Origin of the sequence: Hydrogenophaga sp., assembly GCF_036675665.1 — a bacterium.
Classification (GTDB): Bacteria; Pseudomonadota; Gammaproteobacteria; order Burkholderiales; family Burkholderiaceae_C; genus Hydrogenophaga.
In genome coordinates, this window is record NZ_JAKFEO010000116.1 from 18,614 (window position 1) to 40,456 (window position 21,843).

Consider the following 21,843-nt stretch of genomic DNA (forward strand, 5'->3'; position numbering starts at 1 on the left):
CCTTCACCTTTTCCGCTGGACACGCACCATGCCCTTGACCCTGCTCGTCACCATGCTGGTGTGTTTCGCCTTCAGCATCTCCATTGCCGTGGCCATCGGTGGCTCGGCCATCCTGGGCCTGGCGATCTTCGACAGCAACCAGCTCATCCTGGTGCCCAAGGAAATGTTCTCCGCCATCGACAAGTTCCCGCTGGCGGCGATCCCCTTCTTCATCCTGGCGGGCAACCTCATGGAGACCGGTGGCATCTCGCGCCGGCTGGTGAACTTCGCCAAGTCGCTGGTGGGCGGTGTGCAGGGCGGCCTGCCCATGACCTGCGTGCTCACCTGCATGATCTTCGCGGCGGTCTCCGGCTCCTCGGTGGCCACCACCTTCGCCATCGGCTCCATCCTGATTCCGGCGCTGGTCAAGCACGGCTACCCGGTGGGCTATGCGGCCTCGCTGCAGGCCACCTCGGCCGAGCTGGGGGTGGTCATTCCACCGTCGATCCCGCTGATCCTGTTTGGTGTGGCGGCCGAGGTGTCCATTGGTGAGCTGTTCATCGCCGGGGTGGTGCCCGGCCTGCTGATCGGCGTCTCGCTCATGCTGTTCGTGCACCTGTGGTGCCGCTTCAAGGGCCTGGGCAAGAACGACGGCGACGACCGCCTGGGCGTGGGCCCGGCCACGCGCGATGCGGGCTGGGCGCTGCTGATGCCGGTGGTGATCCTGGGTGGCATCTATGGCGGCATCTTCACGCCCACCGAGGCCTCGGTGGTGGCCGTGTTCTATGCGCTGCTGGTGGGCATGGTGGTGCACCGCGAACTCAAGGTGAAGGACATCGTCACCGTGCTGCGCAAGTCGGTGCTCTCCAGCGCGGTGATCATGTTCATCATCGCCAACGCCGGTCTGTTCGCCTTCCTGATCACGCGCGCGGGCATTCCGGACGCCATCGGCCTGTGGCTCACCAGCGTGCTGCAGTCGCCGGGCTGGTTCCTGCTGGGGGTGAACGCGGCGCTGTTCGTGATCGGCATGTTCATCGAGACCTCGGCGGCCATCATCGTGCTCGCGCCCATCCTGGTGCCGGTGGCGATCCACTTCGGTGTCGATCCGGTGCACTTCGGCATCATCATGGTGGTCAACCTGGCCATGGGCATGATCACCCCGCCCTTTGGCGTGAACCTCTTCGCGGCCTGCACGGTGGCGAAGATTTCGCTGGACCGCATCGTGGGCCACCTGCTGCCCTTCGTGCTGGTCATCATGGGCTGCCTGGCCCTCATCACCTACCTGCCTTCGATCTCGCTCGCCCTGCGCGACGCGGTGTTTGCCAAGCCGCCGGTGGTCGAGCCCACGATCGGCCCCAGCATCGGTCCCCAATGAACGCAAAGGAACACCCATGGCCCTGAACCACATCGCCAACACCGCCGTGCGCTCGGCCTCGGGCCAGACGCTGCCGGTCATCGACCCGGCCGACGGCCAGGCCTTTGACACCATCGAGCGCAGCAACGCCGCCGACATCGACGCCGCCGTGCGCGCCGCGCGCGAATGTTTCGAGCGCACCTGGGCGCGCACCACCGCGGCCGAGCGCGGGCGCCTGCTCATGAAGCTGAGCCAGAAGGTGGCCGAGCACGCCGACGAGCTCGCCGCCATCGAACAGCGCGACTGCGGCAAGCCGGTGGCACAGGCCAAGGCCGACGCGCTCGCCCTGGTGCGCTATTTCGAGTTCTATGCCGGTGCCGGCGACAAGCTGCACGGCGACACCATTCCCTACCTCGACGGCTACAGCGTGCTCACCTGGCGCGAACCGCACGGCGTGACCGGCCACGTCGTGCCGTGGAACTACCCGATGCAGATCTTCGGCCGCTGCGTGGGCGGCGCGCTGGCGGCCGGCAACGTGTGCGTGGTCAAGCCTTCCGAAGACGCCTGCCTGTCGCTGCTGCGCGTGGCCGAACTGGCGGTGGAGGCCGGTTTTCCGGCCGGCTGCATCAACATCGTCACCGGCTATGGCCACGAGGTGGGCGACGCGCTGGCGCGCCATCCGGGCATCGACCACATCAGCTTCACCGGCAGCCCGCGCGTGGGCACGCTGATCCAGCAGGCCGCGGCCGAACGCCACTGCCCGGTCACGCTGGAGCTGGGTGGCAAGGGCCCGCAGATCGTGTTTGCCGACGCCGACGTCGACGCCGCCCTGCCCTTCATCATCAATGCCATCGTGCAGAACAGCGGGCAGACCTGCAGCGCCGGCTCGCGCCTGCTGGTGGAGCGTTCGCTGTACGAGCCCCTGCTGGAACGTCTGGGCGAGCGCTTCACGGCGCTGCGCGCCGGCCCGCCGGCCATGAACCTGGACCTGGGCCCCTTGATCCGCCAGAGCCAGCAGGAGCGCGTGCGCGGCTTTCTGGACCAGGCCCGGGCCGACGGCATCGCCACCGTGGCGCAAGGCCGCGTGGTGGACGAGGCCGCCGCCAGCGGTTTCTACGCCGCGCCCACCTTGCTGCGCGATGTGCCGGTGGACCACCGCCTGGCACAGGAAGAAGTGTTCGGCCCGGTGCTGTCGTCCATGGTCTTCGACGACGAAGACCACGCGGTGCAGATCGCCAACGCCACGCCCTTTGGCCTGGTGGCCGGCGTGTGGACGCGCGACGGCGGGCGCCAGTTCCGCATGGCCCGACGCGTGCGCGCCGGCCAGATCTTCGTCAACAACTACGGCGCGGGCGGCGGCGTGGAGCTGCCGTTTGGCGGCGTCAAGTCGTCGGGCCACGGACGCGAAAAGGGCTTCGAGGCCCTGTACGGATTCACCACCCTCAAGACCGTGGCCATCAAACACGGATGACCCCCCGCGCCGCCTTCGGCGTCACCCCCCAAGGGGGGCGATGCCAGCAGACCGGCAAAGCCGGATCTGCGGCACCTCTGGACGGCGACCCGGGCATCAAGAAGTTTCTGCAACCCAGACCGGTTTCCCCTATTCAACGGAGTTCACCACCATGCGAGTCAAAGATCTTTCCATCATCGTCACCGGCGCGGGCAGCGGCTTCGGCGAGGGCATTGCCCAGCGCCTGGCCGAAGAAGGCGCGCAGGTCATCGTGAACGACATCGACAGCGCCAACGGCAACCGCGTGGCCGACGGCATCGTGGCCGCGGGCGGGCGCGCATCGTTCGTCGCCGGCGACGTGACGAAATCGGCCGACGTGAAAGCGCTGGTGCAGGCCACGCTCGAGCGCCACGGCAAACTCGACGTGATGGTCAACAACGCCGGCTGGACGCACCGCAACCAGCCCGCGCTGGACGTGAGCGAGGACGATTTCGACCGTTGCTACGCGGTCAACGTCAAGAGCATCTACCTGGCCACCGTGCACGCCGTGCCGGCGCTCAAACGCAACGGCGGCGGCAGTTTCATCAACATCGCGTCCACCGCCGGCGTGCGCCCGCGGCCGGGGCTGACCTGGTACAACGGCTCGAAGGGTGCGGTCATCACCACCAGCAAGTCGCTCGCGGCCGAGTTTGGGCCGGACAACATCCGGGTGAACTGCATCAACCCGGTGATGAACCCGTTCACCACGCTGGGCCCGTCGTTCGCCGGCGGCGAACTCACCGAGGAGCGTCTGAACAAATTCCGCTCCACCATTCCGCTGGGCCGCTTCTCCACCTCGCTGGATGTGGCCAACGCGGTGCTCTACCTCGCCAGCGCCGAGGCCGCCTTCATCTCGGGCGCCTGCCTGGAAGTGGACGGCGCACGCTGCGTCTGAGGTGCCGCACGGGGGGACGCCTCAGCGAACCTCGCAGTCCACGGCGCTGGTTTTTGCCGGGGCGCCCCCGTTCATGGGGCTGGGCATGCTGAAAGCGGGTGGCGGTGAGAAGACCAGGATCGGGTTGGACGGAACCACGACAGGTGTTGCGTTGACGTTCGGCACGAAGCCGAACTGCCCCGCCGAGAAGTTCTGGGCTCCCGCGCTGTTCGTCATCTTGATCTGGCCATCGAGGACTTGCACGTACAGACCAGGGGCCAGGGTGCCGGCGGGCCTTCCGGCAGGGGCGGCGGGCAAGATCGGTCCTGGCGTCACGTATTTCGCGATGAACGTCGTGGCCATCGCCGACGAGCCCCATGCCGACAGCAGCGCGATCAGAAGGATGGATTTTTTCATGGTTGCACCGTCAGGTTGAGGGTTGCGGCGCCTTCAAGGTCGCCCTTGGGGGTCTTGATGAGGGTGGCCTGCGGGCTGCGCTTGCCCATCGCACCCGGGGTGCTGACGAAGCCGCCTCGCAGCAGTCCGATCTCGAAGCGGTCGAGTTGCGGCTGCGCCGGGTCGTAGCTGTACTGGATCACGGCCACCTCCGAATCGGGCTTCATCATGACTTCGGCGCCGTCGCTGAATTTCACCAGTGCGTAGCCACGCGCTTCGGTGGTGAGCGTGTCGCCCCGGTGGACCCTGGAGTCGACGGCAAGCAGTTTGGTGGCGCCCTCCGGGCTGCGGGCAACCACCAGGCCAGCCAGGTGGGTGATGGTGGCGACGTTCTGGGCCAGGGCGGCTGGCGAAAACACAGCTGTGGCCAGCAGCGACAGCAGGCAGGCGATGCGTTGGATGTTGTTCATGGCGTTGCTCAGTTGCAGTACATCTTCTTGGCGGCAACGTTCACCTTGGCGCTGTCCGCCGCCTCGACCTTCGCCACCGACTTGGCAATGTCCGACGTTGTCGGGGCCACTGACAAGGGTCTCTCCAGCACCGTGCTGATCATCATGTTGGTCGCCAGTTGAACCGCTGGCGTCACCGGCTGGGACGCGCTCGGAGGAGAGAGCACCAGGCACAGGGCCGAGTTCGGCGCGATGCTGCAGATGTCGGCCACCGGCGCCGTGGGTGCCGTCGTCGCCTTCACCTGCGCCACTGCGGCGCCCGTCGCGGGGTAGATCACCGACAACCTGCCCGTTGTCTGCGGGGTGACCACCGCGGTTGCGTTCACGGTCGCGAACGATCCGGCGTGGCCCGCGTTGCCGCCCATCAGGAAATCGGCCACCGTGCCGTTGAGGGGCATGCCGCCGCCCAGCGTGGAGAGGTTCACCGTGCCCCCGAGCTGCACGGCACCGGTGACGCGAAGCACGTCGGCGCTGGCACCCGCCAGACGGATGTTGAGCGCGCCCTGCGCGCCCTGGGTGTAGCCGCCATCGATGGTCAGCTCGCCCACTTCGTCGGAGCCGCCAGGGGCCACGACACCGGTGTTGACCAGCCTGGCGCCGGCGGGGCCGCCGAGGTCGACGGTGCCGGTGCCGCGGATGAGCCCCGCGTTGTGGAGATCCACCGTGCTGCTCAGCGTCGCGCCGGAAGCGATGTCGACACGGCCCGCGTTGGCGTTGTCTTCCGAGAACGTGACGTCGAAGCCGCCTTCGTCGATCCTCAACACCCCCCCGGCCAGGTTCGTGAGCGCGGCCTGCGTGCTGCCCTCGCCCGTTTTCACGATCGTGCCGCTGTTGACGAGTCGGCCCTCGTATCCCGTGCTGAACGGGCTGTCGTTGGTCGAGGCCAACCGCAGCATCGCGCCGGCCCGCACGTTCACCACCGCAGCCTGGATCGACGAGGCGCCATCGAGCGTGGTGGTTCCTCCCGCGATGTTCAGCGTGCCGTTGCCCAGCGCTTCACCCTGCGAGACCTCGAGCACCCCACCGTTGAGGTTCAGGTTGCTGTTGAGCGTGGCGGCGTGGCCGGCGTCGGTCGTGTTGCCGTGGAAGTTGTTCTTCAGGCTGAGGTCCAGCGCACCGGCGCTGCTGGTGATCGGCGCGTTGATCTCGATGTTGTTGTGAGCGCGCAGCGTCAATCTGGCGTCCTCGCCCGCGGTCTTGGCGATCGCGGCGTTCACCACGATGTTGCCCAGTGCGCCGCCTTCGTTGCCGGTGGCCAGCGCCACGCTGGCGCCCATGTTGAGCTGCGCCATGATTACGTCGGCACCGATGGTGGTGCCGGCTTCGGTCGACACGATGACGCCATCCTCCACCGTGGCGCCACCACCGGCGCCGGCGACGACTTCGAGGTTGGACGGGTCGATCAGCCAGCTGCCGCCCTGGCCCACGGTCGGCGCGTGCTTCACGTTGAGCGACTGGTGACCCGAGGTATCCACGAAGCCGCCAGGGCCGGTGCTGCCCGTGGCCGAGACCCGGCCGTCGATGTCGGCCGCACGGTCGGCCAGCAGCACCACGTTGCCGCCCGAGGTGCCGTTCGCCTGGATGTCCGAGGTCGAGGTCGTCTTCAGGTCGGTGGCGCGCAGGAAGATGCGGCCGCCTTCGCTCACGGCACTGCTGGCGCTGACGTCGCCCGCATTGGTCACCAGGCCCGCGGCCAGGCCGATGCGACCGGCATCGGCCACGATGCGGCCCAGGTTCAGCAGGTCGCCGCTCGCGCCCGACAGCGCGATGGAGACGCCGGGGTGGCCTGTGTCCACGAGCTGCACGTTCTGAGCGGCCGCCAGCAACACCTCGCCGCGGGGTGCGTCGAGCGAACCGGTGTTCTCCACCCTCTGGCCCACGAGGTAGATGCGGCCCCCACCCGGTCCTGCGGCCGCGTTGATCGCGCCCGCGTTGCTCACCATGCCGGCGTTGCCCACCGAGGTGAACGTCATGCGGCCGGCCAGGAAGTCCGTGTCGCTCACGTTCAGCGTGCTGGCAATGAAGCCGCCGACGTCGATGCGCGCGCCCTGCCCCACCATGATGCCGGCGGGATTGATCAGCCAGAGCGAGCCGTTGGCCTTGATCTGGCCGTGGATCTGCGACGGGTCGCTGCCCGTGACGCGGGCGAGCAGCGCCGAGGCCGCGCCGGGCTGGCGGATGTCGACCAGCGCGGCCGAGCCGACGTTGAAGGTCGAGAAGTTGACCAGCGCCTGGCCAGACGTCTGGTGGATGTTGAGCGTCGCGCCGTTCTGCACGATCGACACCTGGCCACCGACCACGGCACCGCCGGTCGGCAGCGCGAGCGCGGCGGGTTGGGCGAAGGCGCTGTGGTGGCCACCTGCGCACATGGCAGCCACCACCAGGGACAGGTAGCGAAGCTGGAACAAGGATTTATTCATGGGGTTGGGCCTGTTTAGAACGCGAGCATCGCGCTCAGGTGGGCGCGCCAGTCGCCGCGCTTCTCGGTGAAAGAGCTGCCGGAGTCGAGCACACGCGCCACGTCAAGGCGCACGCTGAAGTCGCGGCTCATGCCGTAGCGCGCGCCCATGCCGGTGCTGGCCACGTGGGTGTGGCTCGGCAGGTAGGTGCCGGACGTCTTGCGGTTCGAGCCGTAGCCGGCGTCCACGAACACCAGGGCGCGCAGCTGGCCCGGCAGGCCGGTGCGCGGGCCGAGTTCGGGCGTGTAGAGCTCGGCATTGAGCACCAGGCCGCTGTCGGCGGCGACCGCGCGCTCGTCGAAGCCGCGCACCGCGTTGGCGCCCGCCAGGCCGAACTGCTCGCTGGCCACGAGCGGCGTGTCGGTGATCTGGGCGCTGCCTGCCAGGCGCACCTGCCAGCCGCCCTCCAGCCCCTGAAGGAGCGAGGCACCACCGCGAACGACCATGAAACCGTCGCGCGTGCTGCGGTTGCCGGGCGTCAGGTACGAGTAGCGATCCGTGCGGCCGTCCAGGTTGGTGTAACGCGCGCCGCTCGCGAAGTTGCGCGAAACACCGAGGTTGTAGCCGAGCGCCTGGTCAACGCCGTCGCGCTGGCCGATGTAGGCCACGCTGAGCGGCGTCGTCGTGTACGGCACGCACGAGGAGATCGGCGGCGTGGGGCCGCTGATGCTGATGGCCTGGCCGTTCACATCGCAGCGCGAGTCGATGCGCTTGTGATCCAGCCCGAACACGAGCTTCGAAGACGTTTCGCCCGAGCGGCCGAAGAAGTGGTTGTAGCGCAAGCCCCAAGTCTCGCCCTTGCCGGTGAAGCCGAGCACACCGCCCAGCGTTGGCGAGCTCGAAGGCGTGTTGACGCTCGAGCGGCCGTAGACGACGTCGAGGCTGTCGCCCAGGGTGTAGACCGGTATGCGGTAGCCCGCGGAATACACGTTCAGGTGCTGACCGGAGGGGCTGTCCGGCGAGGTGGCATAGGCCAGCGTGCCCACATGGTCGAGGCCGAAGAGGTTGGCGTGCTGCACGGCCACACCGGTGCGCCAGTGGCCGCTGGACGCGTTGCCGGTGTTGTCCAGCGTCGCGATGAAGCGCAGCGGGTCGAAATCGACGACGGACACCTTGGCATCCACGGTGCCGGGCAACGCGCCTTCGGTCATCGACACCGATACCTGCTTGGCCGGGTTGTCGTTGGCCAGCTGGATGGATTCGGAGAGGTCCCCCAGGCGCGGCGCAGCGCCCGTCTTCAGGTTCCCCAGGCTCGTGCGGATGTTGTCATCACTGAAGTGCTGGTTGCCCACCACGGTCACCGTGGTGACCACAGCCTCGACGATGCGGATCTTCACCGTGCCGCTGAAGAGTTCCTGCTCAGGCACCGACACCTTCACGGCGGTGAAGCCGGCGTCCACGTAGGCGCGCTCGATCGCCTCCATGGCGCGCTGCACATCGCCGAACTCGCGCAGTGGCCCGGTCAGCGGCGCCACGGCGCGCGCGATCGTGGCATGGGACACCAGCGTGTTGCCTTCGACCTCGTAGCGCGAGATCTCGAATCTGGGTATGGACACGGAAGGCGCCAGGTCGGCCGCATGGACCGAAGAAACTGCCAGCGCGCACAAGACCAGGGCCGTCGGGCGCAACGCCGACGGAAAACTGCGTGAATGCATTGAAGCGTCCAAAAGGCCGCACGAAAGACTGCTGCGGCGTGGTGTTGAGGTCGGCGTGTTTCGACTCCGCCCTCGAAGCAATGGCCCAGGCGGTTGGCTCGGGCCATTGGCGTCGTTCACCGTCCGGGGGTGAACGTCCGCAGGCAGCTTCTCGATGCAAGCCCACTGGCTTGCCTGACGAACAGGCAACGGTAGCACGCCACCGAAGCCGCCCAGCGAGCGCGAGCACCGTGCCGCAGCCGTTGCAAAGACATTTCTCACGCTTGGGGCCATGGCGTGTCGGCCTGGAAGCGATCGTCACCGATCGCGCGAGGGGGCCGGAGCGAGCTCACTCAGGAAAGAGACGCACCTCCAGCGTGTCGCGTGCGCGGTTCAGCATGGGCAGGAAAGCATCGCGGAATTCGCCCATGCCCATGCGCTCCACCCGCACCGCAATGCTGATGGCGGCGACCACCAGACCCCGACGGTCGCGCACCGGCACCGCCATCGATCGCACGCCGATCTCCAACTCGCCATCGTTGGTGGAGAAGCCGTCTTCCCGGCAGCGATCCACCAGCTCGACGACTTGGGCCACGCTGTGGATCGTCTGCGGCGTCAATGCCACGCGCCGCATGCCGCGGATACGAGCCAGCGCGTCCTGCGCCGGCATCCCTGCCAATAGAACACGTCCAAGCGCCGAGCAGTAGGCCGGCAAGCGTGAGCCAATTCCCAGGCCTGTGCTCAGGCTGCGCCGCGCCGTGGACCGCGCCACGATGATCGCGTCGTCGTCCAGCAGCTGCCCCAGCGACGCCGACTCGCGCGTGCGCTCGGACAAGGCGTCCAGGAGCGGCTGTGCCAGAGACGGCATGGGCCGCGAGGAAAGATACGCATGCGCCACCAGCAAGGCACGCGGCTGCACCCAGAATCGCTTGCCATCGCTGTCCAGGTAACCCAGCTGATACAGCGTGAGCAAGGAGCGGCGCGCGGACGCGGGAGACATGCCGGTCAGGCGTGCAACCTCCGACAGCGTCAGACGGTTGTGTTGCCGGCCAAAGCACGTGAGCACGTCCAGGCCTTTCTGCAGTGAGGTGACGAAATGACGGTCGACTGCATTGACGTCCGTCAATTCCTTGGCTTCATTTTTGCGCATAGCGCAAATCTACCTTGTTCGAGGGTGCCTCAGCGGTAACACTGGCGCTCCCCACAAAACAACTGCGGAGATGCCCAATGATCGATTCTTTCCCGCGCCGCCTCGGCGCAGCCCTTGCCCTGGTGTTGTGCCTGGTCGGTACCGCCCTCGCACAACCGAGCAACCAGCCCCTGAGACTTGTCGTTCCCTTCCCGGCCGGTGGCACGGCCGACGTGTTGCCACGCATCCTGGCCGAGAAACTTCGCGCGAGCTTTCCTGCAGGCGTCGTTGTCGAGAACCGCACTGGCGCGGGTGGCAACATCGGCGCCGAAGCCGTGTTTCGTTCTGCCCCTGATGGCACCATGTTTCTTGCCTCGCCACCCGGTCCCATCGCCATCAACCACCACCTCTACAAGAAGCTTGCGTTCGACCCCACCAAGTGGGTGCCCGTCACGGTGATGGCCACCGTGCCCAACGTGCTGGCGGTCAGCACCAAGGTGCCCGCGCAGAACGTGGCGGAGTTCATTGCCTACCTCAAGGCCAACCCAGGCAAGGTGACCTATGCCTCGCAAGGGAACGGCTCCACGTCGCACCTGACGGCCGCCCTGTTCATGCAGCTGACCGGCACCGAGATGACGCACATCCCCTACCGGGGCACTGCGCCGGCCCTGACCGATCTGCTCGGCGGCCAGGTCGATGTGTTCTTCGACAACCTGAGTTCTTCCGCTCAGTACCACAACGCGGGCAAGCTGCGCATCCTGGCGGTGGCAGACGCGGTGCGTTCGACAGTCTTGCCGCAGGTGCCCACCTTCGAAGAGTCCAAGGTGCCCGGCATGAACGCCGTGACCTTCTTCTCTGTGGTGGCCCCTCCCGGCACGCCCCCGGCCACCGCTGCCGCCATGCAAAAGCTTCTTGCTGAAGCGATGGCCATGCCCGACGTCAAGGCCAGGTTCGCCGAACAGGGTGCTGAACCACGCGGCTGGTCGACCGAACAGACCGCTCGCTTCATCCAGGCCGAGTCCGACAAATGGAACAAGGTCATCAAGAGCGCCAACGTGACGCTGGAGTAAGAGAAACCGACATGCTGGAACAGACCATACATTGGCGCAGCGAAGCGCTCACACGCATTCCCTATTCGCTCTACACCGACCAACAGGTGCCCGAGCAGGAACAGGAAAGGATCTTCCGTGGCAACACCTGGAACTTCCTCTGCCTGGACGCCGAGCTGCTTGAGGTGGGCAGCTACCGCACCACATTTGCCGGCACCACCCCGGTGGTGGTGGTGCGCGATGGCGACGGCGAGATCTACGCCTTCGAGAACCGCTGCGCGCACCGCGGCGCGCTGATCGCGCTGGAGAAATCCGGCAAGACCGAGAACTTCCAGTGCGTCTACCACGCGTGGAGCTACAACCGCCAGGGCGACCTGACCGGCGTGGCGTTCGAGAAGGGAGTCAAGGGCCAGGGCGGCATGCCGCCCGACTTCTGCAAGGAAGAACACGGCCCGCGCAAGTTGCGCATCGCCGTGTACAGCGGCCTGGTGTTCGGCAGCTTCTCCGAAGACGTGCCCGACATCGAGGAGTACCTGGGCGACGAGATCTGCCAGCGCATCGAACGCGTGATGCACAAGCCGGTGCAGGTCATCGGCCGCTTCACGCAGGCCCTGCCCAACAACTGGAAGCTCTACATGGAGAACGTCAAGGACAGCTACCACGCCAGCCTGCTGCACATGTTCTTCACCACCTTCGAGTTGAACCGGCTGTCGCAGAAAGGCGGTGTCATCGTCGACGAATCGGGCGGCCATCACGTGAGCTTTTCGATGATCGACACCACGGCGGAGAAGGACTCTTCCTACAAGGACCAGGCCCTGCGTTCGGACAACGACCGCTACCGCCTGAAGGACCCGACGCTGCTGGCCGGCTTCAAGGAATACGACGACGGCGTCACGCTGCAGATCCTTTCCGTGTTCCCGGGCTTCGTGTTGCAGCAGATCCAGAACTGCCTGGCGGTGCGCCAGGTGCTGCCCAAAGGCGTGGGCCGCACCGAGTTGAACTGGACCTACTTCGGCTATGCCGACGACACGCCCGAGCAGCGCAAGGTGCGCCTGAAGCAGTCCAATCTGGTGGGGCCGGCCGGCTTCATCTCGATGGAGGACGGCGCGGTGGGCGGCTTCGTGCAGCGCGGCATTGCCGGCGCGAGCGACAAGGAAGCCGTGGTGGAAATGGGCGGGGACGAGTCCGGCTCCAGCGAAGGCCGCGCCACCGAAACCTCGGTGCGTGGCTTCTGGAAAGCCTACCGCCACCACATGGGGGCCTGAGCATGATCGATCTGCTGACCATCGCCGCTTTCAACGCCCGCTACGCCCACACCATCGACAGCGATGCGCTGGAGACCTGGCCCTCCTTCTTCACCGAAGACTGTCACTACCGCATTACCCACGTCGAGAACGAACAGGAAGGCCTGGCCGCCGGCATCGTGTACGCCGACTCGCGTGCCATGCTGGAAGACCGCATCGCCGCGCTGCGCGAAGCGAACATCTACGAGCGCCAGCGCTATCGCCATCTGCTGGGCATGCCCTTGGTGGAATCGGCCGACGACACCACCGCGCAGGCGCGCACGCCCTTCATCGTGGTGCGCATCATGGCCACCGGGCAAAGCGAGGTGTTTGCCACCGGCGAATACCGCGACCGTTTCGAGCGCCAAACCGGTGGGCTGCTGCTGGCCGAGCGCGTCGCCATCTGCGACAGCACGGTGACCGACACGCTGATGGCCTTGCCGCTGTGAGCGCCACGCCACCTTTGCGCCGCATCGCTCTGGCGGCGGGCGATCCCAACGGCATCGGGCCCGAGATCGCGCTCAAAGCCCTGGCCGCGCTCGACGCGGCCCAGCGCGACCGCATCACCGTGTTCGGCCCCGGCGCGGTGCTGCAGCGCGCGGCCGCCGTCTGCGATCTGTCCGCGCTGTGGCCGCAGATCCGGCACGTGGAGGCGGGCACGCTGCCCGACAGCGCCGCCGTGCCGGGCCGCATCGACGCCGCCGCCGGCGCGTCCACCGTTGCCTGCGCCACCGCCGCGCTGCAGGCCGTTCGCGCGAACGACTTCGACGTGGTGATCGCCTGCCCACACCACGAGACCGCCGTCCACCAGGCCGGCATAGCCTTCAGCGGTTACCCCTCGCTGGTGGCGCGCGTCTGCGGCGTGCCCGAGGACGAGGTGTTCCTGCTGCTGGTGGGCGGTGGTCTGCGCATCGTGCACGTCACCTTGCACGAGAGCGTGCGCACCGCGTTGGACCGGCTCACCCCCACACTCGTGCAGCAGGCCGTGCGGGCCGGTGTGCGCGCCTGCGCCCTGCTGGGCGTGGACCACCCGAGCATCGGCGTGTTCGGCATCAACCCGCACGCCTCTGAAGGCACGCTGTTCGGCCCCGAAGACCAGCAGATCGTGGTGCCCGCCATGGCGGCCCTGCGCGCCGAGGGCTACCGGGTCGATGGGCCGCATGGCGCCGACATGGTGCTGTCTCAGCGTGGGCACGACCTGTACGTGGCCATGTTGCACGATCAAGGCCACATTCCGATCAAGTTGCTGGCGCCGAATGCGGCGAGCGCCTTGAGCATCGGCGGGGACGCACTGTTGTCCAGCGTGGGCCACGGCTGCGCCATGGACATCGCGGGCCAAGGCATTGCCGACCCGACCGCGCTGCTGCGCACGATCGCCCTGTTGTCGGGCGACACACAACCCCGAGCAGTCGCATGAGCCACTCCATTGCCATTGAAGCGACCGAGGTCGCTTTCGAAGCTGCGCCCGGCCAGACCCTGCTGGACGCTGCCTTGCACGCCGGCATCGACCTGCCCTACTCGTGCCGCAAGGGCGTGTGCGGCAGTTGTGTGGGCGGCATCGTGTCGGGCGAGGTCCAGGGCATCAACGGCGCGGCCATCCGCAACGACACCTGCGGTCCGGAGCAGGTGCTGTATTGCATGTGTGAACCCAGGAGCGACATGGTGCTGCGACCCGTGTCGTGGAAGCGTCTGGATCCGACTGCGCGCAAGACCTTCACCGCCAAGGTGCACAGCAACCAGCTGGCCGCACCCGACGTGTCCGTGCTCAAGCTGCGCCTGCCCGCCGGGCAGCGCGCGAAGTTCCAGGCCGGCCAGTACCTGCAGATCCTGCTGGAGGATGGCAGTGCGCGGTGTTATTCCATGGCGAACCCACCCCACGAAAGCGATGGCGCCACGCTGCACATCCGCCATGTGCCGGGTGGGCAGTTCAGCGCGCGCGTGGCGCAGCTCGTGCCGGGTGACCTGCTGAAGATCGAGCTGCCGTTCGGCAACGTGGCGCTCGCCGCGGACGACACCCGCCCCATCGTGTTCGTGGCCGGTGGCACCGGTTTCGCGCCGGTCAGGTCCATCCTGGACGACATGCTGAAAAAGCGCGTGCAGCGCGACATCACCTTGATCTGGGGCGCACGCGAACCGGGTGGCTTGTACTTGCGTGCCGCTGTCGAACGCTGGCAGAAGCAGTGGTCAGGGTTTCGCTTCGTCGCCGCCTTGAGCGACGCGCCGGCAGATGCCGCAGGCGGCACCTTCGCAGGCCGGGTGGACCAGGCCCTGCGCACCACCTGTGAAGAGCTGGCCGGTCACGTCGTGTACTGCTGCGGCTCACCGCCCATGGTGGCCTCGGTGCGCGCGGCGGCCATCGAAAAGGGCCTGTCCAGCGAAGACTTCCACGCCGACGTATTCGTGCCAGGACCTTCGTCAACCCCGGCATAGCGCGTCAATGGCATCGCAAATCGAGGCTTTGCACCACCTCAAGGGAGGCGCAGAGCTGCCCGAATCAGTTGTTCTTGAAAAGCGCCGTGTATCGCCGTTGCATCTCGCCGACACTGACATCCTCGATCGAATGACCGATCAGCCAGCGATGTCCGAAGGGGCAGCGCACGACGCCCGATCGCTCACCGTAAAACGCATCGGTTGGCGCCTGCTCCAGCGTCGCGCCTGCGCGAACCGCACTTTCGACCATCTTGTCCGCGTCATCCACATGCAGATGCAGCGTGACCGGCGTGGCGCCAATCGTCGACGCGCTGCGCAAGTCGTACTCCGGGAACTCGTCGCACAGCATCAGCGTCATGGGGCCGAAGTCCATCTCGGCGTGGCCGATGCGGCCACTGGGCTCGGTGAGGCGAAACTTCTCCGTCGCACCGAAGGCACGGCCGTAGAAGTCGATCGCAGCTGCGGTATCCGACACGCACAGGTAGGGGAAAAGCTCGGCAATCTTCATGGCAACGCTCCATTGAGTTGTGGTGCCGGACAGTGTGTCCCGCCTGGACCGCGGGAGATAGAACGAAATTGCCCTTTGGCTCTCAATCGACGATGGGCAGATGGTTCGTTTCGGCAGGCGAACTTGATCGGTATCTCGCCGGCGTAACGCCAGCGAATGCGAGGAACTCACGACCGAAATGCGACTGGTCGGCGAAGCCGGCAAGCGCGGCCACGTCGGCAAGCGGCGCGGCCTGATCGGTGCGGATCGCCTTCAGGGCGCTTTGCAGGCGCTGGACCTGCAGGTACTCCTTGGGTGCCAGGCCAACCGCGTGTCGGAAGTCGGCAACAAAGCGACGATGGCTGACTCCGCGTCGACGCACAGCGGCACCCACAGACGGCTCTTCGAGTACGCACCTCATCAGCTCCGCCACTTGGGGATGCAAGCCGCGCAGTACCGGCAGGCGCTCGCCCAGCCGGCTCTCAAGCAGCGACATTCGATCCTCGGCACAGCGCAGCTCGCACAGTTCGGCGCGAAGATCGTCGGCCCGAGGGCTGCCCCACAGATCATCCAGCGCCGTGTGGCGATGCGCCAGTTCGTTCGCGCCTGTGCCAAACAGATGCGCCGCGGTTCCCGGCCAGAGCAGCGCACCAACCGAGCAGGACGACCCCACCGTCTCGCGCGCATGAAAGTGTGATCGGGCGCCGCCGACCAGACACAGCGGAGCGATCGATCGCAGAGAGGTCTGCGGCTGCAGGAAGGTCAGCGGTCGGTCGTCGAGCCTGATCACCACGTGCATCAGCCCGGTTGGCAGGACATGCTCTCGCCGCAGCGGGCCCGCGATGGGCCCGTCAAGCGGGCCGTCCGAGGCCCACAAGCCCGCGATAAATGGGCGCAGCGGGACGCTGGGTGCACGTTGCAGGATCATGGTTCGCCTTGTCAAAGCGACAACATCGGAACTTCAGTCTATACCGCCGCCGGCGATGTCGCGACGAAGCCTGCTTCATCGAGGGGGCACGCGGAAGTCGACCCCAGCGCTGCGTCGAAGGCAGGAAGCGAAACCGAGCCACGCATGAGGTCTGCTTCTGTCGACAGAAGGCTCTCGACATACGGACCCAAGGGACAGCACCCGCTGCGGAGCGGCCCTCCACTTCCGTTAAGACGGCTCCTCCTAAGGTGTTTGACTGCGATCAGTCTGAATCGGAGGGCCGGCACATTTCATTCGTCGGCAGCCACTGGCCGGGCCCCGGCCACTTTCAACGCCGCGTTTCAACCCGAAGCAACGGAGCTGAGCACAGCCCGACCGGCTCTCTGATGCCTCTCACCGGCGGCGCTTGGGCGCGCTGCGCATCGTCGCCGACTTCCTCACTTCGATTGCAGGCCTCTCGCCGGTGGCCAGCCACTCCTTGTAGAACGCGAGTTTGCCATCCAGCAGTTCGAGCGCGGCCTGCCATTCGGCAAGCGCGATTGCCACGCGTGTTCGATGCGCGGCGAGCAGTTCGTGCTGACCGGGCACGCCTGCACGGCCCTGCCCTACGAGTGCCGCATATCGGCGAATGTCCGCCACGCTCATACCCGTGCTTCGCAGCCGGTCCAACAACGCCAGCCAGTCGACATGCCGCTCGGTGAAAACACGACGGCCGCCGCCGTCGCGCACGACGCCGGGGATCAACCCCTGCGCGTCGTACCAACGGATAGCATGCACGCTGCGGCCGGAGCGTGCGGCCAATTCACCGATAAGCAATGTGGTTCTCAATCAACCTCCCGGTGGGACCAGCACACGCTCGGCCAATGCGGTATCCATGTATTCGGTCAATGACACCAGGCGGCACTCGCGCAACTCGATCCAGTAGGTGTAGTGATTGTCGTACCGCGCGCCCGACTTGGTGGCGACGCTGCCGCGGCACTCGACGACGACCAGGTCGCCCTCTGCGACGATCCGAAGCGCGCGGTTTCGATACGTGTCGGCGAACTGGCCGAACAGCGGCGCCATCAAGCCGCGGCTAACCGCTTCCTTGCCACGCCAGGTGCGTGCCCACGGGCCGTGGCCGCTGATGGTCCAGCTGAATTCGTCGGCCATGGCGTCGGCAAATGGCTGCCGATCACCTCCAGCGAGCGCGGCGAAGACGGATTCCACGAGATGTTTGTTGTGCTGTGCAGTATTCATATCGATGCCCAAATGTTGGAAAAACCCGATTGCACTTCCTCGAGTGCACTCGAAGTCAAGCCCTTCGTGGCTGACCGCCGGCGCCGCCATCTGGAAGACTCGCCACATAAGCGCAACCGCGAGAGGAGCTTCATCGGTACCGGCCGTAGAAGTTCTAGTCAGCCAAAGACGCGCGAGCCAGCGGATCGGCGACAGGTTTGAACCCGCGGCCGCTGGCCGTACCAGGTCAACGGAAGACCTCAGATGTCGACGAGCACGGAGCTACAAGTGCGACGGGATCGCCGTCCGCTTCAGACTGAACGTAGTCGTTCGGGCGCGTCGCCTCGAAAGGCCGCCGCGTCCCTCACCAGCCTTTCGATCGCGTACGTCCGTACGACAGCACCACCACCAAGACCTGGCCACCAACAAGCTGTCACCGTGGATCTACCCCCTTGATGGGTAGCGACCTGCGATGACGATGGCTAGACTTCGCCAACCGGCCAGAAGCAGACACACGTTCATGAACATTGAAGCTCGACGCGAGGTCGTTGCAGCCGCCCAAGCACTTGCAGATGGGCAGATTTGCTTCGTCGATGGGGTTCGTCGTGTAGCAGCGATGCGCTCAGCCGTTTCATCGTATGACCACGACCCAGATTTCTTATTGTTCGTCGCTATCGACAGTGAATCTGACCACTTGCCAGGAAACGAGGCACGCGACCATTGCTCGCAGGCATGGCTACAGCAGTGCGACAAGGAGGCTGGTGAACTTGAAGCCATGTACAGCCCTGGGGTTCGCGAGGCTTGCGCTGTCCTCATCACTCGATTCGCATCGGATTGAAGGGCCGATATGGACCGACTCAGCCACGGCTACCACGGTGGTCTTCGGCCAGACGCGGATATCCAGCCAGATGCATCATCACCTCGCTCGGTACAAATACACGGCGGCCGACTCATGATGCAAACGTTTCTATGACCACCAAACACAATGCTGATGAAGCCATGCATGCATACCTGCGGGGCATGGAGCGTGAGATGGACAACTTTGAATCTGCATTGCCAGAAAACGCAAATCGCCCACCCCATCATCTAGTTATCACGCGGGTCGATGAGTACGACTTCGGATGGGTCTACTTTTACAATTCAGCGGAATACGAGAAAACTGCTGATTCCCTTCACGCAGTTGCAGGCAATGCGCCTGTGATCGTGGATAGAACGACCTGTAAGCTCTATTCGAGCGGAACCGCGCATCCTGTTGAGCACTATGTGGAGGAATTTCGCAGGGGGATACGACGTCCGGTCTAGCTGTCCAAATTCTGCACGCCATGTGGCCGTAGTCGGGATCAGCTTATTGTTCGGCCGGCCTTTTATCGGCCCTATGGCGGGAGCCCCCTAGTCGGCAGCATCCGCTCAGCTAAAACGTCAGACGGCAGGTATGAACCGTGCGAACTCTGCTTTAGGCCCAGTCCAGCCTGAGCTAGCATGGCGGTCACGGCCAAGAGTGGCCCTTGGGCAGGCAGCAATGAAACGACACGAAGTTCAATTCATCCAACTCAGCGACGGCTGGAATGCAGAGCCAAACGCTCCTGATGAGACGGTGAGCGTTGATGGAGACGCGGTCGTGCTGGATTTTGCAGTCAACGCTTTTTTGTACCCTGAATTCGTCGAGGGCTCTCGCGCCCAGTTGCGGTTTCAGAGCTGCCTCCGTTTCCGCCTGGGTTCCACCAACGATGAAGGTTGGTACAGAGGGCAGTGCAGATTCAGCAGTTTGGCCCCTAAATGGGGTGAGTTTTATCTTGTATCGGGCGAGGAAGCCCTGCTCTCAGCCCCTACGGATTGGGTGAGTCTTACTTCACAGATATCTTCACCCCGAAATCACTACCTGTTTTACTTGAGAGATAGCACTTTCGAGTGCGAGGCCGAAGCCTTCTCGCTTGAATTGCCAGAGCGGATGTAGCGCGACACGGGGTCCGCTTCAGGCCCCGTACCGTCTGAGCTAGCATGGCGGTCATCGGCCATGAGCGGTCGTTGTGACAGCGTTGGAGCGATCGTTCAACGCAGATTTAATCGGGCAACGACGGGTGGAAGCTAAGTCCGCGCGGCGGATCTGATGGCCAGCCGTTGGCGCTCCGATTGAACGATGGGTTAAGCGTCACCGCGCGGCTGGCTTGGTGGCCGTTACAGCGCCATAGGCGAAGGTGCAGCGACGCAGACCAAGCAAAGGGGTTAGCAGAGAAGCCACTATGTGACGCCATCGCCAAAGTGGAAGCCTGCCTTTAGCCTTCACGATTTCGACAACGGCAAAGGCGGAAGCGAAGAGCGGTACATGAGCAACAGACGGGGCAACGTTCCAGGACCAGTTGTCGAACTGAACGTCCTCGTAGCCAATCGAACTCATGGCGCCGGGAAGTAGGTCTAGCCGACAGAGTTCAGGCACCGCCCAGGCAATACACCACCGGCGATAGATATGACTCATAAGTGATGCAAGTGGGCCTGTGGATGACACCTCACGCAACAACATGGCGTCCACCATCACCAAGCGGCCACCCGGCTTCAGAAGCCGGTAGGCTTCTTGTAGAAGCGCTCTTTTAGTTGGCCCCTGAGCGTGACATGCGCTTTCGATCATGCATACGGCGTCGTAACTTTCTTCTGGGAGGCCAGTGGCAGTGTAGTCGGCGCAATGCATAGTGATTGCGTCGCCTCGGGGAGCCTGTTGATTCAGAAGTGTTCCGATTTCAATCTGCTTCGGGACGATGGTTACTACATCTGCGCGAACTTCGGGATAGCTCAGTACCGCTGCACGGGCAGTGGCCCCCGTTCCCCCTCCAAGATCAATGAGTCGCGAATGGCCCGGTGCGAGGCGCAAGCGAGATAGGGCCTGCGTATTCAGTTCTTCGAGCATCGACTCCCGACGCAATGGATTGAGTCCAGATCTCCAATAGCCGAAGTGCATGTTGAAGCCCCCGCTCCAAGCCCGATAGTCAAGAGCTGCTGCCGTGTAGTAAGCGAGGACTTGATCGCGAACGTGCGCGGCATCGCTCGCCGCTTCGACGCGCTGAGTCTCATGGGGCGTTTCAAGACTGGTGTAGTTGGAATCGATTGGCATATTGATCGGCTTGGGCCTGTGACGCCTAATGGTTGAGCTGAGCGGACCGTGCAGGCAAGGTGCCCTGGCCGATGAAAGCAACATGGTACTTGGGCTGTCGGCGCCTAGGGCACCTTGCCGGAGCGGGTCGGATAGACCGATGGGTTTCCCAGCGTCGCCTCAGGGCCCGTTCTGAGCCTCGGATACGATGGCGTCCATCGGCCAGGTTCGGACATTGATGAAACGGGAGAGATAGATGGCGTTTCTCGCAGTTGTAGGCGGACTTACGGCTGTCAGTGGACTAGTGGTAGGCGGCGCTGCCGCTTATCACTACTACGTCTGTTTCGTATCAAAGGCCGGTGGGCCGTGCTCTGGCCTACCGTTAATGTGGGCGGTGCTGTATGCGGGGCCTGCGCTGCTGATTGGTGCTGGGTTGTTGGGCGTCAGTTTTTCATCTACAGATGCACTCAAAGATGCGAACGTCGAAGATTAGACGAGCTCGTGAGCAGGGGCACACGATGCGAACATGATGCTAAGTTTCGCAAGACTTTCGCTACGCAATCTCCGCGATGGGCCCTGTCCAGCCTGAGCTAGCATGGTGCTTTCGGCCAGAAGCGGACCTTGAATTGGGCAAATCGAATGACATTCTTTATTGTAGACAGTAGTCCCGAGCTCAATGCGCTGCACAGGGTGTTTCGAGAAGCCAAGTTCTCAGCGGAACCTGACGATGACGAGATTGCAGATAGTCCCCAAGTCAATGCAATGTTCTTGCGCGTGATGGACGCCATCATCGAACAGAGTGTGAAGGAGGATGGCGAGGCCGCTCGGCAGCGATGGGCGAATTGGCTCGCAATTGATAAGTCAAGAGATGAATGGGGTGCGTCAGCGCTTCGAGCAAGACAGGTCAAAAACTGGGCAGAGATGAACTATCAGGAGAAAAGTCGAAAGGCCAAAGACATCCTCTGTCCATTCACCTGCACGCCCCAACTGCTAGCTGAGTTCATCTCTCAAGTCGATGCCGACACCCCTCCGCAAGGAATGCCTGTATGAGTGTGCTCAGCTAGCATGACAGTCTTCGCCACGAAAAGCGGACATTCAACGTGACCATTACCCGCAATGAAGCGACAGCTTTAGTGCAAAGCACAGTAAATCAGCTGGCATCTGCGGCGGGCGACGTTTTTCTTATTCAGCCTGAATTCACTGTGGAAGTAGCAAACGGGTGGGTCTTCTTCTACAACTCAGAAGAGTTCGTCCGAACCGGCGAACCTTCTGCTGCACTCGCAGGCAACGGTCCAATCTTTGTGACGCTTGAAGGCAAAGTGCATGCCTTGGCTACGCATACAAGCTGGGAAAAGCAGTTGGCATCACTGTAGTGGCATATCCGCTATGGGCCCGGTCCGGCCTGAGCTAGCATGGCGGTCATCGTTTAGGTTTGTTCGACACCTGCCCGCGAGCCTCACACACCACGATGCGCCAGGATGAAGGGCGGGTGTTGAACAAGCCTCGAGGGAGGAAACCGCGGCGAACGCGACGGTGCCCGCTC

23 protein-coding genes are annotated in these 21,843 nt (G+C 64.7%); 13 read left to right on the forward strand and 10 right to left on the reverse strand.

All coding sequences use genetic code 11. The annotated features are described in order from the left end of the window. The first annotated feature begins 28 nt into the window (after nt 1-28). The 3 genes from V6M63_RS24245 (at nt 29) to V6M63_RS24255 (ending at nt 3,717) form a co-directional block, all read left to right on the forward strand. Nucleotides 29-1,354: a TRAP transporter large permease gene (locus V6M63_RS24245; protein WP_332746114.1), complete on the forward strand. Its 1,326-nt coding sequence runs from the start codon at nt 29-31 to the stop codon at nt 1,352-1,354. 16 nt (nt 1,355-1,370) lie between these two features. Next, the gene (locus tag V6M63_RS24250; RefSeq protein WP_332746115.1) at nt 1,371-2,804 is read left to right on the forward strand and encodes an aldehyde dehydrogenase family protein; all 1,434 of its coding nucleotides are present in this window, start codon (nt 1,371-1,373) and stop codon (nt 2,802-2,804) included. A gap of 151 nt (nt 2,805-2,955) precedes the next feature. Further along, nucleotides 2,956-3,717 (forward strand): SDR family oxidoreductase, encoded by a 762-nt coding sequence (locus V6M63_RS24255; RefSeq protein ID WP_332746117.1) that lies wholly within the window; start codon nt 2,956-2,958, stop codon nt 3,715-3,717. Between the two features lie 21 nt (nt 3,718-3,738). On the opposite strand, the gene V6M63_RS24260 is transcribed toward V6M63_RS24255, so the two are convergent. The 5 genes from V6M63_RS24260 to V6M63_RS24280 form a co-directional block, all read right to left on the reverse strand. After that, on the reverse strand, nt 3,739-4,113 hold the full coding sequence (locus V6M63_RS24260) for a hypothetical protein (protein ID WP_332746119.1): 375 nt from the start codon (nt 4,111-4,113) through the stop codon (nt 3,739-3,741). Next, the gene (locus V6M63_RS24265; protein ID WP_332746121.1) at nt 4,110-4,562 is read right to left on the reverse strand and encodes a FecR domain-containing protein; all 453 of its coding nucleotides are present in this window, start codon (nt 4,560-4,562) and stop codon (nt 4,110-4,112) included. The genes V6M63_RS24260 and V6M63_RS24265 overlap by 4 nt, the downstream gene beginning before the upstream one ends. An 8-nt stretch (nt 4,563-4,570) precedes the next feature. Beyond that, nucleotides 4,571-7,021, reverse strand: a complete 2,451-nt coding sequence (locus tag V6M63_RS24270; RefSeq protein WP_332746123.1) for a two-partner secretion domain-containing protein — start codon at nt 7,019-7,021, stop codon at nt 4,571-4,573. Nucleotides 7,022-7,035: 14 nt separating this feature from the next. Further along, entirely contained in the window at nt 7,036-8,616 is a 1,581-nt protein-coding gene (locus V6M63_RS24275) for a ShlB/FhaC/HecB family hemolysin secretion/activation protein (protein WP_332746125.1), read from the reverse strand. Between the two features lie 427 nt (nt 8,617-9,043). Then, nucleotides 9,044-9,844 carry an IclR family transcriptional regulator domain-containing protein gene (locus V6M63_RS24280; protein ID WP_332746127.1) on the reverse strand — a complete coding sequence of 267 codons (801 nt, stop codon included), beginning with the start codon at nt 9,842-9,844 and terminating at the stop codon, nt 9,044-9,046. 77 nt (nt 9,845-9,921) lie between these two features. Here V6M63_RS24280 and V6M63_RS24285 point away from each other — a divergent pair, with 77 nt between their 5' ends. The 5 genes from V6M63_RS24285 to V6M63_RS24305 are packed head-to-tail and all read left to right on the forward strand — an operon-like array spanning nt 9,922 to nt 14,585. Beyond that, nucleotides 9,922-10,893 (forward strand): Bug family tripartite tricarboxylate transporter substrate binding protein, encoded by a 972-nt coding sequence (locus V6M63_RS24285; RefSeq protein ID WP_332746129.1) that lies wholly within the window; start codon nt 9,922-9,924, stop codon nt 10,891-10,893. 11 nt (nt 10,894-10,904) lie between these two features. Beyond that, complete coding sequence (locus V6M63_RS24290) at nt 10,905-12,137, forward strand: aromatic ring-hydroxylating dioxygenase subunit alpha (RefSeq protein ID WP_332746130.1); 1,233 nt, start codon at nt 10,905-10,907, stop codon at nt 12,135-12,137. Between the two features lie 2 nt (nt 12,138-12,139). Beyond that, complete coding sequence (locus tag V6M63_RS24295; RefSeq protein ID WP_332746131.1) at nt 12,140-12,604, forward strand: aromatic-ring-hydroxylating dioxygenase subunit beta; 465 nt, start codon at nt 12,140-12,142, stop codon at nt 12,602-12,604. Then, nucleotides 12,601-13,572, forward strand: coding sequence for a PdxA family dehydrogenase (locus V6M63_RS24300; RefSeq protein WP_332746133.1), 972 nt, complete (start codon nt 12,601-12,603; stop codon nt 13,570-13,572). The genes V6M63_RS24295 and V6M63_RS24300 overlap by 4 nt, the downstream gene beginning before the upstream one ends. After that, the gene (locus V6M63_RS24305) at nt 13,569-14,585 is read left to right on the forward strand and encodes a 2Fe-2S iron-sulfur cluster-binding protein (protein WP_332746135.1); all 1,017 of its coding nucleotides are present in this window, start codon (nt 13,569-13,571) and stop codon (nt 14,583-14,585) included. The genes V6M63_RS24300 and V6M63_RS24305 overlap by 4 nt, the downstream gene beginning before the upstream one ends. 64 nt (nt 14,586-14,649) lie before the next feature. Here the strand turns inward: V6M63_RS24305 and V6M63_RS24310 are convergent, their stop codons facing one another. The 4 genes from V6M63_RS24310 to V6M63_RS24325 form a co-directional block, all read right to left on the reverse strand. Next, complete coding sequence (locus tag V6M63_RS24310; protein WP_332746137.1) at nt 14,650-15,093, reverse strand: VOC family protein; 444 nt, start codon at nt 15,091-15,093, stop codon at nt 14,650-14,652. A gap of 82 nt (nt 15,094-15,175) precedes the next feature. Beyond that, on the reverse strand, nt 15,176-16,000 hold the full coding sequence (locus V6M63_RS24315; RefSeq protein WP_332746138.1) for an AraC family transcriptional regulator: 825 nt from the start codon (nt 15,998-16,000) through the stop codon (nt 15,176-15,178). Nucleotides 16,001-16,393: 393 nt separating this feature from the next. Then, entirely contained in the window at nt 16,394-16,828 is a 435-nt protein-coding gene (locus V6M63_RS24320) for a MerR family transcriptional regulator (protein ID WP_332746140.1), read from the reverse strand. Further along, the gene (locus V6M63_RS24325; protein ID WP_332746141.1) at nt 16,829-17,209 is read right to left on the reverse strand and encodes a nuclear transport factor 2 family protein; all 381 of its coding nucleotides are present in this window, start codon (nt 17,207-17,209) and stop codon (nt 16,829-16,831) included. It lies immediately after the preceding gene. Between the two features lie 529 nt (nt 17,210-17,738). On the opposite strand from V6M63_RS24325, the gene V6M63_RS24330 reads away from it, so the two are divergent. From V6M63_RS24330 to V6M63_RS24340, 3 genes are all read left to right on the forward strand, one after another. Then, nucleotides 17,739-18,056 (forward strand): hypothetical protein, encoded by a 318-nt coding sequence (locus V6M63_RS24330; protein ID WP_332746143.1) that lies wholly within the window; start codon nt 17,739-17,741, stop codon nt 18,054-18,056. A 131-nt stretch (nt 18,057-18,187) separates the two neighbouring features. Next, nucleotides 18,188-18,520 carry a YrhB domain-containing protein gene (locus V6M63_RS24335; protein ID WP_332746145.1) on the forward strand — a complete coding sequence of 111 codons (333 nt, stop codon included), beginning with the start codon at nt 18,188-18,190 and terminating at the stop codon, nt 18,518-18,520. A gap of 217 nt (nt 18,521-18,737) precedes the next feature. Next, nucleotides 18,738-19,172: a hypothetical protein gene (locus V6M63_RS24340; RefSeq protein WP_332746146.1), complete on the forward strand. Its 435-nt coding sequence runs from the start codon at nt 18,738-18,740 to the stop codon at nt 19,170-19,172. A 195-nt stretch (nt 19,173-19,367) separates the two neighbouring features. Here the strand turns inward: V6M63_RS24340 and V6M63_RS24345 are convergent, their stop codons facing one another. Beyond that, nucleotides 19,368-20,321 carry an SAM-dependent methyltransferase gene (locus V6M63_RS24345; RefSeq protein ID WP_332746148.1) on the reverse strand — a complete coding sequence of 318 codons (954 nt, stop codon included), beginning with the start codon at nt 20,319-20,321 and terminating at the stop codon, nt 19,368-19,370. Nucleotides 20,322-20,939: 618 nt separating this feature from the next. On the opposite strand from V6M63_RS24345, the gene V6M63_RS24350 reads away from it, so the two are divergent. Both V6M63_RS24350 and V6M63_RS24355 read left to right on the forward strand, forming a co-directional pair. Continuing rightward, entirely contained in the window at nt 20,940-21,350 is a 411-nt protein-coding gene (locus V6M63_RS24350; protein ID WP_332746150.1) for a hypothetical protein, read from the forward strand. Nucleotides 21,351-21,400: 50 nt separating this feature from the next. Then, nucleotides 21,401-21,673 carry a YrhB domain-containing protein gene (locus V6M63_RS24355; RefSeq protein WP_332746152.1) on the forward strand — a complete coding sequence of 91 codons (273 nt, stop codon included), beginning with the start codon at nt 21,401-21,403 and terminating at the stop codon, nt 21,671-21,673. The last annotated feature ends 170 nt before the right edge of the window (nt 21,674-21,843 follow it).